Origin of the sequence: Streptosporangium jomthongense, assembly GCF_042650425.1 — a bacterium.
Classification (GTDB): Bacteria; Actinomycetota; Actinomycetes; order Streptosporangiales; family Streptosporangiaceae; genus Streptosporangium.
Window position 1 is genome coordinate 1 of the sequence record NZ_JBHSBC010000063.1, and the last position, 14,031, is coordinate 14,031.

The following is a 14,031-nucleotide window of genomic DNA, read 5'->3' on the forward strand; positions in this document are numbered from 1 at the left end:
GGTGACGGTCAGGGTGGCCCGGTCGGGCAGCACGGTGGTCATGGAGCTGATGCTTACCGGATCAGGCGGCTTAGCGCAGATCCCGGCCGGTCGCCTGCAGGAAAGCCAGCGTTTCCGCCGGTGTTTCAGCCAGCGGAAACCACGGCGGAAACGCTGGCGTGAAGCCCGTGGGGGCGTGACAGGACTGTCTCTTGCCCGTACCCGTTCGGTGCTCCTACGGTCGCTCTGAGAAAACTGGATCAGCGAGGGAGACGAGCGTGGGCAAGCACGGCGACGGTAAGGGCCCCCAGGACAAGGAGCTCGACATCTCGGGCGTCGTCCACAGCCCCGACCAGAACCGCACCGCCACCGGCGAGCACGCCGACGACACCGACGGCAAGGACGGCGACGAGTAGTGCCCGGCGTCCCTGAACGCATCGACGGCCTGCTCGCCCTCCTGAAGGGGGTGGGCCGTCTGGAGGAGCCGGTCGAGCAGGCGCTGCGGGCGGTGCCCCGCCACGATTTCATCCCGGCGCTGGCCCTCGTCCCCGATGAGGAAGGTCTGCGCGCCGTCAACCGGGACGCAGACCCGGACGGGTGGTGGGAGACGGTCTACGCCGACGTCTCCATCGTCACCCAGCTCGACGACGGCGCGACGGCGTTCTCCGCGGTCGGGTCCGGCGGTGTTGTACGGCTGCCGGCCGGAGTCGACTACACCTCCTCGGCCTCGGCTCCCAGCACCGTAGTCGGGCTGCTGAACCTGCTGGACGCCGAACCCGGCCACCGGGTTCTGGAGGTTGGCACCGGCACGGGGTGGACCGCCGCGCTGCTGTCTCGCCTGGTCGGCGACGGCGGCCTGGTGGTCTCGGTCGAGATCGACCCGGCGGTGGCCGAGCAGGCCGCCAAGAACCTCACCGCCGCCGGCCATGACCGGGTGCGTCTGGTCGTCGGCGACGGCACCGGCGGCCACCCCGAGGACGGCCCGTATGACCGGGTGCACGTCACCTGCGGGGTGCGCACGGTGCCGCAGGAGTGGGTGGAGCAGACCCGCCCCGGCGGCGTCATCGTGCTGCCGTACGTTCCCGGGTTCGGCACCGGCCACGAACTGCGGCTCATCGTCACCCCTGACGGGTTCGCGCACGGCCGTTTTTCCGGGTTCGCCTCCTACATGATGATGCGCTCCCAGCGCACCCCCGCCGGGGTCCTGAGCTACACCCGTGACCATCAGGCCACCACCACCGAGGTGGACCCGCGCGCCATCGGCCACGCCCCGGCCGGAGCCGACCTGGCCGTCGCCGCCCGGACCGGCCTGTACTCGCGCACCCTGATCTGGGACGACGCCTACCGGCTGTGGGTGTACGAACCGGGCACCTGTCACGCCGCCGCGGTGACCTGGACCGAAGGCCGACGCGACATCGAGGTCCGCCAGTACGGGGATCGCCCCGTGTGGGACGAGGTCGTCGACGCCTACTTCCAGTGGGTGGGATGGGGCCAGCCCGGCCGGGGCCGGTTCGGGATGACCGTCGCCCCCGACGGGCAACGGGTGTGGCTGGACGAACCGAGCCGAACCATCGGCTGACCTGCGGAGCGGCCAGAGACCTCGGTCGTGACTGGCGGGAAGGCAAGCGTTTCCGCTGGCGGAAACAGCGGCGGAAACGCTGGCACAAACCGCAGAGAGCTGCACGAGACCGCCCCCCTTTGAGCAGCCTGGAGGCTAGGGTCGGGCCGTGGTCACCGTACTGGTCAACGGACTGCCCGGCTCGGGCAAGACGACACTCGCTCGCGCTCTGGCCACCGAGCTGGGGCTCCCCCTGTTCAGCAAGGACGCCGTCAAGGAGACCCTGGCGGAGCATCTCGGCGCCGCCCGGCCCGGTGACTGTCCCGCTGGGCAGTGGAGCAGCCTCCTGGGCCGGGCCGCCGCGGAGACGTTGTGGACGCTGCTGGCCGACGCCCGGGGTCACGCGGTGCTGGAAAGCCCCTGGCTGGCTCCGCTACGGCCTGTCGTGGTGGCGGGCCTTCGCCGTGCGGGGGTGGCGGCGGCGGATATGCGTGAGGTGTGGTGCGAGGTGCCGGTGCGGGTCGCGCGGGACCGCTTCACCGCCCGCCTGACCGACCGGCACGCCGTCCACGCCGGCAGCAACGGCACCCGCGACGATGACTGGCAGCGATGGGCGAGCCAGGCCGAACCGCTCGCCCTCGGGAGCAGGGTGTACCGCGTCGATGCGACACGGCCCGTCGACGTGACAGCGCTCGCCGTCCTTATCCGCGCAGGAACGCCGCCACGGCCCGGTCCGCCTCCGTGACGCCGGGCACGCCCCGGTGCGGTTGCCACTGCCGGCGCACCTGCGCGAGCGATGTCCGGACCCGGGCGGAGGACACCGCCGCCAGGTCAGGTTGGAGGGTGAGAACGGTGGCGGCTGCGCGGTCGACCTGGCCGTCACGCAGTTGGGCGTGAGCGAGCCGCGCTGCGATCATGACGCGGGTACGCCGTTCGACGGGCCGCCGACAGAGTACGGACGTTTCGTAGTGGCTGATCGCGGTGGTGTGCTCGCCCAGGGCGGTCAGGGCGAGGCCGGTTTGGTGTTCGAGGCTTTCGCGGCGGTAGTTGCCGTTCCACTCGGCTTCCGGTGCCGAGTCGGCCCGTTCCAGATCGGTCTCGGCGCGCCGCAGCAGCGTCAGGGCCTGGTGCCGGTCGCCGAGCGCGGCGTGGGCCTCGGCGCGCATCCCGGTGATCCACGCCTGGGTGCGTTGCGGCCCTGCGGTGCCCAGCGCGGTGGCTGCGGCCTCTGCCAGGTCGAGCCCTTGTCGGGCGTGGCCGAGTTCCAGTGCCTGCACCGCCATGGACCGCAGCGCGGCCGCCTTCAGTTCCGGGTTGCGCGCCTCGTCGGCGAGGCGGGCGGCGTGCACGTAGTAGCGCTGGGCGGTGCCGTGCGCTCCGGCGTCCATCGCCATGTACGCGGCCAGGTAGGCCAGGCGGGACGCCGCGCTGAACAGGGGCGGGTGCGTACGGCCGGTGGTCCCGGCAAGCAGCGGCGTGACGTCGTGCACGAGGTAGGCGGCGACCGCCGTGCGGGCGTGGCCGCCGCCGTACAGGTCGTCAAGGTCGCAGAAGTGCCGGGTGGTTTCTTCGATGCGCCGCACATCGTTGGCACCCACCCGGCGAGGTGTTCCGGTTCCGGCGCGTTGGATGCTCTGCGCGGGGCCGGACAGGGCTGCCACCGTCAGCGAGTACATTCCGGCGGCCAGCGCCGTACGCCGGTTCAGCATGTCGTCCTCCCCAAGAGCGGTCAGCTTGGCGACAGGATCGCCGCGCCACGGATCATCGGCCGCCTCGCACGACGTGGCGGGCCAGCCGAGGTCGGCCGCGGTGAGATCCGGCCGTCGTAGCCCGCGCCGGAACGCCTCCACAGCGGCGCGGACACCCTCCGGCTGCGGAACCGTTCCCGTCAGCCAGTGCCCAACGGCGGAAGGGCCGTAGTGCTGCAGCGGAAGGAGGTTTTCCGCGGCCACCCGGTTGATCGCCGCCGCCGCGACCGCATGGGTCCAACCGGCCTCGGCGATCGCCGCCGCCAGCGCCTGGTTGAGGACCGGGTGTCTGCGCCGAGGAGCCACGTTCACATCCCTTCACATCGGGACGCTCTCGACGATGACCCCGCACCACGAGATCGTCAAGGCGTACGGGACCCGTCACGCAACGGAGGTGAAGGCCGTGGGAAGTGTCCGGCCCGGCGACCGTGTCGCGTGCTCCCAGGCTTTGCTGGGAGAGACGTTGCCTCGTTCGACCACCCACTGGTACACCAGCGTTTCCGTCCACCCCGAACCGCCGCCCGTGCTCGTCCTGGCCGGCGGCCAAGGGCTCCGCCTTCGCGCGGCCCAGGACGATCCCGAGCTGGCGGACACCCCGAAGCTGCTGGTCCGCCTCGCCTCCGGGCAGCCGATGCTCGGCCAGGCCCTCACCGATCTGGCCCGTTCAGGTCTGCGCCGTATCTGCCTGCTGACCGGCGCTCCGGAGACCGGCGGGGATCTGATCCGCCGCTACGTCCACGCCCACACCGGCGAGATCAGCCTGCGTATCCTGCGCGAGCGGCAGCCGCTCGGCACCGCCGGAGCCGTCTACGCCGCGCTCGGCCACCTGCACGACGAGGTCGTGGCCGTCGCCCCCGCTGACACGCTGTTCCCCTTCGAGCAGCTCCCCGCGATCATCACCAGACACCGGGAAGCGGGCCATCTGCTCACCTGGGCGGTCACCAGCAGGCCCGGACCCGCAGCGCAGAACATCGGGCGGCTCCGGGCCCGCGACGGCCTGCTGATCCACGCCGACGAGTCCGGCACCGCACCGGAATGCGCGGCCGGGGAGCCGGTGACGGGCGTCGGCGTCATGGTGATCAACACCGCCGGGTACCGGCGGGCGTTCACCGCCTACGTCCGAACGCTGCCTGCGCCGGGGCCCGTGGATCTGTATCGGGACGTGGTGCCGTGGCTGCTGGCCACCGGTCACTGCGTCGCGGTCGCCGACATCGCCTGCCCGGCCCCGGACCTGGGCACCCCCGAACGGCTGCGCGCGTTCGGCCGTACCGCTTTCCGCCCTTCCGCTTTCGGCGCATCCGCCGCTGACGCCTGAAGGAGAACCCTGATGGAACCGGTCACGCTCAACGACCTCCAGGTCCGGCACTTCCGCGACATGGGATACCTGCGTCTGCCCAACGTGCTCGACGGGGCCGCGTGCCGCAGGCTCACGGCGTTCGTCACCGCCCAGCACCAGGCGGCGGGCGGCGGAAAGCTGTACGGGCTGCTCGGCCGCGACCCGGCCGTGATCGGCCACCTGATCCGGCACCCGCGCCTGGTCGGGCCTCTCACCTCGCTTTTGGGCCCCAACGTCGTGTACGTCACCAACCGGCACAACCACGCCACCCTCAACCCGCCCGGCCAGACCGAGAACCGGCTGCACCGCGACATCCTGCAGTGGACCCGTGGTCTGCTCACCGTGGTCGTCTACCTGGAGGACGCCGTCGTCGGAGGCGGCGCGACCCACATCGTCCCCGGCTCTCACTACCTGCCCGGCATGGGTGTGCCCCAGCCCGGCGGCGGAGGCACGTGGATGGACGAGCACGACCGCTACGCCGGGTTCGACGCCCAGGCGCTCCCCGTTCCGGCCACCGCCGGTGACGCCCTGATCTTCGACGGGCTCGTCTTCCACACCGCCGGCCCCAACACCGGGCGCGGAACACGCGCGAGCCTGACCCTGGGCTACCGCGCCGCCGACGAACTCGACCGCCGACGAGCGCCCAGCGATCAGGTGTTGGTCGCGGGTGAGTTCTCCTACCGCGGTAACAACTGACAGCCGATTCGCCCGCCTTCCCGCTGGCTTTTCAACAAGCCATATGGCCTGCTTTTCCGCCAGCGGGAAAGCAGGCCACCTTTCGGGAGTGCCACCAGGGCGAACGGGGCCCTGGTGGTCAGCCGGACGGGACCTCGGCGCCCTCGTCCTCGCCCGGGGGCTCGAACCGGGTGTAGAAGTCCTCCAACGCCCCAGGCGACACAGCCAGCGCGTTGGCGTCATCACGCAGGTTACGTTCGGCCAGCCGACGCAGCAGCTCCTGGCGGGGAACGTCGAAATACAGCAGCCGCCACCGGCCGCCGGCCTGCTCGATGAGTTTCTTCCATTCCTCGCGCTCACGCCGCAGCCACAATCCGTAATCCACCACGACGTCCTGCCCGGCTTCCACCAGATGGGCCAGGTGCTTACAGACCTCGGCGAGCACCGGCGCCTCTCGAGCGAAGTACTCCTGCTTGGGGTAGTCCACGCCGTAGCGGCCGTGACGCTGGTGGACGAGTTCGTCCACCGACAGCCGCACAACCCCGGCCGGTTCCAGAACCTGCTGGGCATAGGTGGTCTTGCCCGAACCGGTCAGCCCGACCAGCAAGTACACCACCGGCCGACGACGGGGAATTGCGTCACCGCCGCCGTTCCTTGGCCCGCGCATCTTCGCTGCCACCTGCCGTCCCGTTGATCCCCTGCCCGCCACCGCGCTCTCGTGCCCAGCCTGCCACGAGCCTGCGGCCCAGTGCCGCTTCGCCTGCCTTACCGCTGGCCTTCCGACAAGCGAAATGGCCTGACTTTCCGCCAGCGGAAACACCAGCGAGAAAGCAGGCCATTTTCAGGAGGGCGGATCAGGGTCCTGGTGATCAGTCGGTTTCCGGGATGGGGCGGCCTCTACGGGCCGCTTCCAGCTGCGCCCGGGTCAGGACCGTGCCGGGCGGCCATTTCCGCTGCGCGAGCTCTTCCAGCCCTTTGGGAGTCGGGTGGTCGTAGTTGGTGGGGGCGGGGGCGGTGATGTCGTCCAGCAGCAGGTCGGCCAGGGTCGCCAGGATCGTCGGCCCGGAGCCTTGATACCCCCACTTCGGTCCGTACGGGGTGAACTGCGGGGCGGGATACAGGGTGCCGTCCTGGGTCCGCACCCAGACTGGTTTCTCCAGGATCAGCTCGGCCAGGGGGCTGGTCGTGGGCAGCCGGTACGGAACGGCCATGCGATAGCGCGTCTGTCCCCGTACCCCCTCACGAACCACCGGAGCGTCGGTCAGCGGGTCCTGAAACAGCACGGCCTCCTGATCGCGTTCCTTCAGCAGTTCGAACGCCGCGGTCCGCCGGGCCGGGACCAGCCGGGCCACCCACTCGGCGCCCCGCTCAGTGGCCGGGTCGACGATCTCCCGCATGTTGTAGGGGAAGTCTTCCCCGCCGTCCCACTGCAGGGCTTGGTTGACGCAGGCCAGAGCCAGGTCGTCCGTGCGGTCCAGGAGCTCCAGCCATCCGGCACGCTGGATGTCCCGGGGCAGGTCGTCCTTCTCGACGGCCGGTACGGCAAGCGGGGTGGCGGCCACCGTCACCGTCGCGGCGGGGGTGTGCTTCGCCAGGAGCTTCAGGTCGCTCTTGGCGGCTTTGGTGGCGCGGTGCTGCCAGGTCTGGGCCAGGTTCACCAGCGTCCGCCAGGCCGGGCTGCCCTCGTCGAGGGTCACCGCCAGGCGTAGCACCGACGTGATGTCCATGTCGGGGTCGGCTGCGGCCACGACCGGCGGGTTCCCCGGACGCCAGTCGTTCATCAGGTCGGGCCGACGCAGCCGCGACGGCCAGTACGGCGCGGGCATGCCGATCACGTTCGACAGGGCCGACCACGGCATCTCGTAGACCGGCTGGGCCGGGGCGCCCGGCAGCACCCCGTACAGGGCCGGACCGTCGATGCCGTAGTCCGCGCCGACCATCGTCACCGCTGCGGCGGCGGGCAGCTGTTTGGCCAGCGACGGCAGTTCGCGTTCGCAGGTGGAGGCGTCGAGGTCCCAGTGCCACAGCATCCACACCGGCCCGACGCCGGTGTGCCATCTCAGAGCCGTGACCGTGTTCTCGATCGTCTCGGCCCCCAGGTAAGGGGCTTGGATCCCGAGGGATCGCCAGTGATCCAGGGGAACCCGGCTGAGCAGCTCGCCGTCGACCGACGCCCAGGTGTAGAGGTCCCGGCGATGCCAGTACGGCTCGCCTGCGGTGTCGTGCCCGGTCGGCGGCGCGAAAACGCGCCGTTTGACGAGGTGCCGCACCCGCCGCCAGGGAATGTTCAGCAGCCGGGCGCATCCGGCCACGCTGAGCCGCTCGGGTTCGTTCGCAAGGGCCATGGCGTCACGGTAAACGGGATCACCGGCCCCGCCGTCCAGGGTGACCGGAACCGGTCAGAGGCACAGAAGCAGGCGCGACATTACGGATCTACTACGTAAAGACATCTGCAATCCACAGCCAGCCACGAAGCGGGGTGTCTCTGCGGGCCGCGGAAAACCCGCAGAGGCCCAAACCGGGCTTCCCACCCCAGCAACCGACGCGAGGGCCGGCCTGTGGAGCGATCTAGAAAGGATCGCGGGAAACCGGGTCGGAGGCCGGCATCCGGTCCAGCCGCTCATGCATCAGGCCCAGCCGCTCGGTCATCTGCCGCAGCTGCTCCGTCACCGGGGCCAGGGCGCTCGCGGCCGTGGACTCCTGGTGGACATGAACGGCCGGGCGCCGGCCGACGCCGCGGAAGGCGAGCACGGACAGGGCTGCCCAGTACAGGACGGTGATGCCGGTGGCGAGGAGTTGTCCGCTGGCGGGGCTGGCGGTGTGCACCATGGCGGTCGTGGCCGCGCCGTAGAGCACCCAGGCCAGGCGGGCGCCCCAGGAGCGTGCCAGCCAGCACAGCAGCAGCAGGACCGGCCCGGCGGTCGCCCAGGCCGCCCAGATGCCGTCGGCCGCGGCGGGCAGGCCGGGCGCGTGCGCGGTGATGTAGTCCCTCACCGGCTTGGTCACCACTTCGGTCAGGTGCCAGTCGGCCAGGTGCCCCAGCACCCATCCGAGGCCGTTGACCGCGCCCTGGGCGAGGCCTTCGGCTAACGCGCCGAGCAGCGTGACGACCACCCAGGCCGTCACGAACACCGTGGCGATCACAGCTGCGAGGCAGGCGACGCGGATCACGTTGAGCGCGATCTCGTTGCGCCGGGGGTCGTCGTCGAACCGGTCGTTGGCCCAGGCCTGGAGCTTCTGGTACTGATCAGCGGCCCAGTCAGCGGCTTCCGCGAGCATGCGAATCTCCTTCGAAGGGGGTAGTGAGGGGAATGCCCTCGATCGTCCCCCGCCTGCCGAAGTCGCGCTCTCGCGTTGTCTGTACCTGTCCTCACCCGGACATGCGCACCATGCGCACTATGTACATGATGGGCAGAGCGCGCATACGGTAGGGGCATGACCACTGACACCTTGGGCATCGTCGAGGCCCGCAACAAGCTGGGCGTGCTGGTCTCCCGCGCCGTCCACGCGCACAAACCCACCACAATCACGCGCTCCGACGAGGAGCACGCCGTGCTCATCTCCGCCGAGGAGTACGAGGAGCTGCTGCAGCTGCGCCACGAACGGGAGCTGCGCACCGTCACCGCCGCGATCACCGCCCACCAGCGGGGCGAAGGCGAGATGGTGAGCTACGACAGCCGCGACGCCCTGTTCGCCGACCTCGGCCTGGCCGACGGCGAACGCCCTTGAAACGACGCCTGCTCCTCACCCCAGAGATCCGGGACCTGCTGCGCCAGAGCGCCCCCGGCCTACGCGCCACGATCGCCAACACCCTGCTCGACCTCACCGAGGACCCCGAACCGCTGACAGCCCGCCCGTACGGCGGCATCCCCGACGCGTTCGAAGTCCGCGCCGACACCTTCCGCCTGGTCTACACGCACGGTGCCGACCACGTCTCGGTGTGGGTCCTGCAGATCAACACGTGAGCGAAAGCTCGGGCTGGCCAGCGCTTTCGGCTTTGCTCAGCAGAGTAGCCAGCGAAACCGCCTCCGTTTCCGCTGGCGAAAAAGACAGCGGAAACGGAGGCGAACTGCGTCACACTTCCGCCAAGGACTGCGGCGAACCGTCGTCAGGCACGGCGGATGGGAAAGTCGCCGCTGTTGGCCGGGCGGATGTAGCCAGGCGGGGCGTAGGAGGGCCACAACCGGTAGGCGCAGTTGTAGCAGTTGGTGTGCAGGTGCCACTCGACGGTCTCGGCCTTCACCGTGGCGTGCTCAGGGATGTCGGAACCGCACGCCGTACGAGCGCCGTCCACGCTCACATGTACCCGCACCGGTGTGTGCTGTCCGGTCTCGGTGAAACGGCCTTCGACGCGGCGCCGTACCGGCTTGGTCTAGGTGACGATCGTCATCACCACTGGCTCACTCCTGACCGGCTCTGGTCCGGCTGGTAAAGCGGGCTGCGGGACCAGCGAAACGGCCAGGCGGACGTCGTACAGCTCGGTGCGCCAGAGGTCGCCGGCGAACGGCTGGACCCACCAGGCGGCCGGGACTGCTGCGTTACCGGAGAGCAGGCCAGCGGCCCGCAACTGCCCAAGGGTACGGAGATGACCGGGCACTTCGTCCTGGTAGGTCGGAGCGTCGAGGATCATCGGGAGCCCCTTCCTGGACGGGAGCACCCGCCCTTACAACGTAGATTCACACCCAGGAGGCCCCGAGAGGGCCGGAGAGGGCCGCACACCCAGGTAGGCCTCTTCCCCTATAGGGGAGGGCGCTTGCGGGGCCCAGGGAGTGATCTACAGCTTTCGGCGGGTCCCCTCCGCCCTTGATCGTCCCCTGGGCGGAGGAGTCGCGCCCTGGCGTTGGCCGCACATGTCCTCAGCTGGACACGACCCCTTCAACGAGCTTGGCGATCAGTCATCCTCGTAGCCGAGACAGCGAGCGACCTCGGCGACGTCCCACCCGGCTATCTCGGCGATCTCCTCGTCCGGAGTGCTCAAGGACTCAACCCAGTTCAGCAGGGCCTCGGCGAGACTGAGCGGCACGCCATCGGTGAGGGACGGTTCGGTCAGCCCGATCTCCTCGGTGAGCGGGTCTATGTGGTGCCAACGGCCTTCCGGGTCTAGGCGCAGGCACGCCTCGGCGTAGCCGTCCAGCCCGTTGTGGCCATGGGCGAGACGTTCCTCGGTACGCCAGTCGAGAATCTCCCACTCGTCCTTGTCGATCTGGCCGCCGGTGATAATCCTGCCGCCAGCAGCTTCGATCTCCTGAATCTTGGCGGCCTCGGCTTCATTGTCTGCAGCGCGGGCGAGCAGGATCTTGCGAACGTGGTCACGAATGGCATGGGACATGGGGCTCCTGACAATCAGGGGCGGCGGCCCGACGCCGCCCGGCGGGTTCGTCTCTTCAAGGTTGAGCCCGGTGGTACCCCGTGTCTGGTGATTGCTCGTCCTCGGCTGCTCTGTCTGACCACGCGCGTACGGAGCCGTGGCGGCGTCTCCAGTTGGTCAGTATCAGGAATCGGGGGCCATGTCGACGACGCGGGAGTAGTGCCCCTGGAAGGCCGCGTGAATGGTGGCTGTGGGCCCGTTGCGGTTCTTACCGACGATGATCTCCATCTCCCCGGCCCGGGGAGTTTCCTTGTCGTAGACGTCCTCACGGTGCAGCAGGATCACGATGTCCGCGTCCTGCTCCAGGGCGCCGCTCTCGCGAAGGTCGGAGACGGCGGGCTTCTTGTCCTGGCGCTGCTCGGGGTTACGGTTGAGCTGCGACAGCATGATCACCGGGATGCTGAACTCCTTGGCGATGAGCTTGAGGCCGCGTGACAGCTCTGACACCTGGACCTGGCGGTTTTCCGCTTTGGAGGTGGAGCCCATGAGCTGGAGGTAGTCGACGACGAGCATCCGCGGGGGCTCCACGTCTGTGCGCCGCTGCATCCTGCGCAGCGATGCCCTGATGGAGGTCAGCGTGACGTGCGGCGAGGCGTCGAGGGCCATGGGCGCGCCCGAGACGCGATCCATGATCTTGGTGATCCTCTCCCAGCTCTCCGGGGTCATCCGGTCCTTGTGCAAGAGGTGCTGCCCTATTTGGGCCTCGGCGGCGACGATGCGTTTGGTCAGTTCCATCCGGCTCATCTCCAGGGAGGCGAAGAACACCGGGGCCCGGTGCTTGATCGCCGCCGCACGGGCGATGTCGGTGGCCACCACGGACTTGCCGACCGAAGGGCGCGCGCCGATGACGATGAGCTGGCCGGGGCGGAACCCGTCGAGCAGGTTGTCGAGGTCTTTGTACGGCGCGGGGATCTTCGCTTCCTCGGCCGTGCCGTTCTCCAACTCGTCGAGGAACTCCAGCAGCGCCTCACCGATCAGCGGCGGGTCGGCGGTGGTCTCCTCGTGGGAGACCAGCTGACGGTGGGCTTCCTCAAGGTAGGCGTCGACGTTCTCGGAGTTGCCTTCCAGCCCCATCTGGGCCAGGCGCTGGCCGACCTCGGCGAGAGTGCGCATGCGTGCCTCGCGACGCACGATCTTGGCGTAGTAGCTGGCCTGGGCCGCCACAGGGAAGTCTGCGACGAGTGTGTGCAGGTAGGAAGCACCTCCCACTCGGGGCAGATCACCAGCGTTCACTAGGGCGGAGCCGACCGCGACCGCGTCGTACGGCTCGTCCTCGCGAGACAGGCGCAGGATCGTGTCGTAGATGATCCGGTGGGCGGGCCGGTAGAAGTCGGCCGTACGCAGCTGACCCACCACGTCATCGAGGGCACGCGGGGACATCATGACCGCCCCGAGAACGGCCTGCTCGGCGCTGAGGTCGTGACGAGGCAAACGGGTGGGCGGCGTCTCGTCGACGAACGGCGTCTGATCGATGCTCATCGCTGGTCTCTTCCGGGGGCAGGGGCAAGGTCGGGGTGGCAGGCCGGGCACTTCCGGGCAGTGAGGGTCTCGGGGTTCACCAAGAGCCGACTGTTCGGGTCGAGGGAGTCATGCTGCGGGTCATCACACCGGGGTCCGTAAGCGGAGGCTGGGGTGAGGGTTTGCCGCTGTAGCTCAGCGGCAGCTCGGGACCACCATGGCCCGTCGTGGGCGAGGCGCCCGGGAGCGTGACTGCTGGGGTCACGCGCAACGAGGAGCAACGCCGCGCGGATCAGCTCGGGGTTGTCTCGTTCCTGGACGGCAGGCTTGCTAAGCACATTGCGGATTGACGCGGCCGACCATTCAGGACGGATGGAGCGAACCTCAGCGACGAGAGGCTCTTGGGTCCTCGAAACCTCCCCCCCCTCCCTTTCTGGACCAGCCGCCGCGCCCGCTTGTGTGACGTGGGGGGTAGGGGGGGTGGGGGTTACCCCCAGTTCTACTTCATGTGCAGTGGAGCGCATTACGTAGTGCGCTGGAGCGCACATCGTCTCGACCTGCCGTTTTGCATGTTTTCCCTGGTCGGCCTGTAGTGCGCTGGAGCGCACATCGTCTCGACCTGCGGAAATCGTTTTCTTGTCCACTTTTGCCCGCTTTGTGGAATAGGGCTCAGGATGTTTTCCCTGGTCACTCCGTAGTGCGCTGGAGCGCACTACGTCCCCACCTGCAGAAACACTGTCGCGGAGTCGGTAGAACTCCTTCATCGAACGCGGACCGATGTACCCGTCCGGCGGCTCGTGGTGAACGATGTAGGTGTTGCGTGCCCGGAGCTTCCCCACCGGCTTGTGGCGGACGACGTCGACGGCCCCGAGCTTCTCCAGCTCGTTGATGTAGGGGTCCACCGAACGGGCCTGCGCCATCCCCATCAGCTCGGCCAGCGTTTCGCGCGAAGGGTTGACGGTCGGGTCTCCGTCATTGTTGAGGTTGAGGTGCGCGACGAGGATGTCGTAGAGCGCTCGTGCCTGCGGGGTCGCCCCTACGAACAGCAGCCATGTCGGCACCTGGAAGAAGGGCGATGGCTGACGGCCGCCCACGATGCGGATCGGCGCCTGGTCGTCGTCTCGCGGAGGTTTGACGCCGTTGGCGGCGGGCTTGTCCGGGGCCTGCTGGTGTGTGCCGCGGGCGCGGTTGGGTACCCTCATGCCTGTGTTAGTTCTTTCCGTTTTTGCGGGCGGGAGGACTTCTGGGCCGGGAGCGGCGAACTCCCGGCCTTTTTCTTGCCCTTGTCCAGTTCTGTCAGGAAGCTTGTCAATTCCGGTGTAGCAGACCTGTCGGGTTGCCGTCTTGCCCTTATATGGGCTTTCGGGCCGACGGGCGGGGCGAGTCGAACGGCTGGGCTCTGTCACGGTGCGGGTCCTATCACGCCTGGAGGCTTACCTCTTCTTGGCTGGTCACAGGCCCTTTTTCAGGTCGGTGTCGGCTCAAGGAGGAACGGGCAGGCTGCATTGGAACAGAGAGGACCGCCTACTGTCCGGCCTCGAACTGAGCGGCCGGACGTGCGGGACCAGGCGTCGGTCTTGCGCAGTCGGGTACGCAGTGCGGTCAACGCCCGCAGGCTGTTCCCCCCGGCGGCCGGGGCGCCACCGTTGGCCTTCCAGGAAGTCGTGAGGACGACCTCGAGCGCCTGGAACCCAATCGTGTTTCGTTCGACGCGCTGGGGGGCGCTCCCTACCGTGTGAGCAGGGAGTCTGCTGGTGTGGTTGATCTCGCGGCCCGGCGTGTCGTGTTCAGGGCGTAGTGAGCTCAACGGCTGGCCTGCTATCGTCATACTCCAGTCGTGAATACAGACACGCCAAAGCTCCGCAGCTCTCCTGGCCGCCAAACCTTTCGAGCTGAGTGCAGAAGCGGG

General features: G+C 69.0%; 17 protein-coding genes. 8 read left to right on the top strand and 9 right to left on the bottom strand.

Going from position 1 to position 14,031, the window contains the following annotated elements:
• The 4 genes from ACFOYY_RS41365 to ACFOYY_RS41380 all read left to right on the top strand — a co-directional run.
• The coding region (locus ACFOYY_RS41365) for a hypothetical protein (RefSeq protein ID WP_386196996.1) at window positions 1–229 on the top strand (229 nt) is incomplete at its 5' end.
• Window positions 230–257: 28 nt separating this feature from the next.
• Window positions 258–395, top strand: a complete 138-nt coding sequence (locus ACFOYY_RS41370; protein WP_386196997.1) for a hypothetical protein — start codon at window positions 258–260, stop codon at window positions 393–395.
• Window positions 395–1,558 carry a methyltransferase domain-containing protein gene (locus ACFOYY_RS41375; protein WP_386196999.1) on the top strand — a complete coding sequence of 388 codons (1,164 nt, stop codon included), beginning with the start codon at window positions 395–397 and terminating at the stop codon, window positions 1,556–1,558. The genes ACFOYY_RS41370 and ACFOYY_RS41375 overlap by 1 nt, the downstream gene beginning before the upstream one ends.
• A 148-nt stretch (window positions 1,559–1,706) precedes the next feature.
• Complete coding sequence (locus ACFOYY_RS41380; protein WP_386197001.1) at window positions 1,707–2,282, top strand: AAA family ATPase; 576 nt, start codon at window positions 1,707–1,709, stop codon at window positions 2,280–2,282.
• Here the strand turns inward: ACFOYY_RS41380 and ACFOYY_RS41385 are convergent.
• Window positions 2,239–3,591 carry a hypothetical protein gene (locus ACFOYY_RS41385; protein WP_386197002.1) on the bottom strand — a complete coding sequence of 451 codons (1,353 nt, stop codon included), beginning with the start codon at window positions 3,589–3,591 and terminating at the stop codon, window positions 2,239–2,241. The genes ACFOYY_RS41380 and ACFOYY_RS41385 overlap by 44 nt on opposite strands.
• 34 nt (window positions 3,592–3,625) lie before the next feature.
• Between ACFOYY_RS41385 and ACFOYY_RS41390 the strand changes: the two genes are divergently transcribed.
• Window positions 3,626–4,600, top strand: coding sequence for an NTP transferase domain-containing protein (locus ACFOYY_RS41390; RefSeq protein ID WP_386197004.1), 975 nt, complete (start codon window positions 3,626–3,628; stop codon window positions 4,598–4,600).
• Between the two features lie 12 nt (window positions 4,601–4,612).
• Window positions 4,613–5,317, top strand: a complete 705-nt coding sequence (locus ACFOYY_RS41395; protein WP_386197006.1) for a phytanoyl-CoA dioxygenase family protein — start codon at window positions 4,613–4,615, stop codon at window positions 5,315–5,317.
• 118 nt (window positions 5,318–5,435) lie between these two features.
• Here ACFOYY_RS41395 and ACFOYY_RS41400 read toward each other — a convergent pair whose 3' ends face one another.
• The 3 genes from ACFOYY_RS41400 to ACFOYY_RS41410 all read right to left on the bottom strand — a co-directional run bounded on the left by ACFOYY_RS41400 (window position 5,436) and on the right by ACFOYY_RS41410 (window position 8,575).
• Entirely contained in the window at window positions 5,436–5,975 is a 540-nt protein-coding gene (locus ACFOYY_RS41400; RefSeq protein ID WP_386197008.1) for an AAA family ATPase, read from the bottom strand.
• 190 nt (window positions 5,976–6,165) lie between these two features.
• Complete coding sequence (locus ACFOYY_RS41405; protein ID WP_386197009.1) at window positions 6,166–7,641, bottom strand: hypothetical protein; 1,476 nt, start codon at window positions 7,639–7,641, stop codon at window positions 6,166–6,168.
• Between the two features lie 223 nt (window positions 7,642–7,864).
• A complete protein-coding gene (locus ACFOYY_RS41410) occupies window positions 7,865–8,575 on the bottom strand; it encodes a hypothetical protein (RefSeq protein WP_386197011.1) in 711 nt (236 codons plus the stop codon).
• A gap of 156 nt (window positions 8,576–8,731) precedes the next feature.
• Between ACFOYY_RS41410 and ACFOYY_RS41415 the strand changes: the two genes are divergently transcribed.
• Window positions 8,732–9,025 carry a type II toxin-antitoxin system Phd/YefM family antitoxin gene (locus ACFOYY_RS41415; protein WP_386197013.1) on the top strand — a complete coding sequence of 98 codons (294 nt, stop codon included), beginning with the start codon at window positions 8,732–8,734 and terminating at the stop codon, window positions 9,023–9,025.
• Entirely contained in the window at window positions 9,022–9,261 is a 240-nt protein-coding gene (locus tag ACFOYY_RS41420) for a type II toxin-antitoxin system RelE family toxin (RefSeq protein ID WP_386197015.1), read from the top strand. Before ACFOYY_RS41415 ends, ACFOYY_RS41420 begins: the two co-directional genes overlap by 4 nt.
• 143 nt (window positions 9,262–9,404) lie before the next feature.
• Here the strand turns inward: ACFOYY_RS41420 and ACFOYY_RS41425 are convergent, their stop codons facing one another.
• The 5 genes from ACFOYY_RS41425 to ACFOYY_RS41445 form a co-directional block, all read right to left on the bottom strand.
• On the bottom strand, window positions 9,405–9,608 hold the full coding sequence (locus ACFOYY_RS41425) for a hypothetical protein (RefSeq protein ID WP_386197017.1): 204 nt from the start codon (window positions 9,606–9,608) through the stop codon (window positions 9,405–9,407).
• Between the two features lie 60 nt (window positions 9,609–9,668).
• A complete protein-coding gene (locus ACFOYY_RS41430; protein ID WP_386197019.1) occupies window positions 9,669–9,926 on the bottom strand; it encodes a hypothetical protein in 258 nt (85 codons plus the stop codon).
• A gap of 261 nt (window positions 9,927–10,187) precedes the next feature.
• On the bottom strand, window positions 10,188–10,625 hold the full coding sequence (locus tag ACFOYY_RS41435; RefSeq protein WP_386197021.1) for a hypothetical protein: 438 nt from the start codon (window positions 10,623–10,625) through the stop codon (window positions 10,188–10,190).
• Between the two features lie 162 nt (window positions 10,626–10,787).
• Window positions 10,788–12,143, bottom strand: a complete 1,356-nt coding sequence (gene dnaB, locus ACFOYY_RS41440; RefSeq protein WP_386197022.1) for a replicative DNA helicase — start codon at window positions 12,141–12,143, stop codon at window positions 10,788–10,790.
• Window positions 12,140–13,324, bottom strand: a complete 1,185-nt coding sequence (locus ACFOYY_RS41445; RefSeq protein ID WP_386197024.1) for a hypothetical protein — start codon at window positions 13,322–13,324, stop codon at window positions 12,140–12,142. Before ACFOYY_RS41445 ends, dnaB begins: the two co-directional genes overlap by 4 nt.
• Window positions 13,325–14,031: the final 707 nt, after the last annotated feature.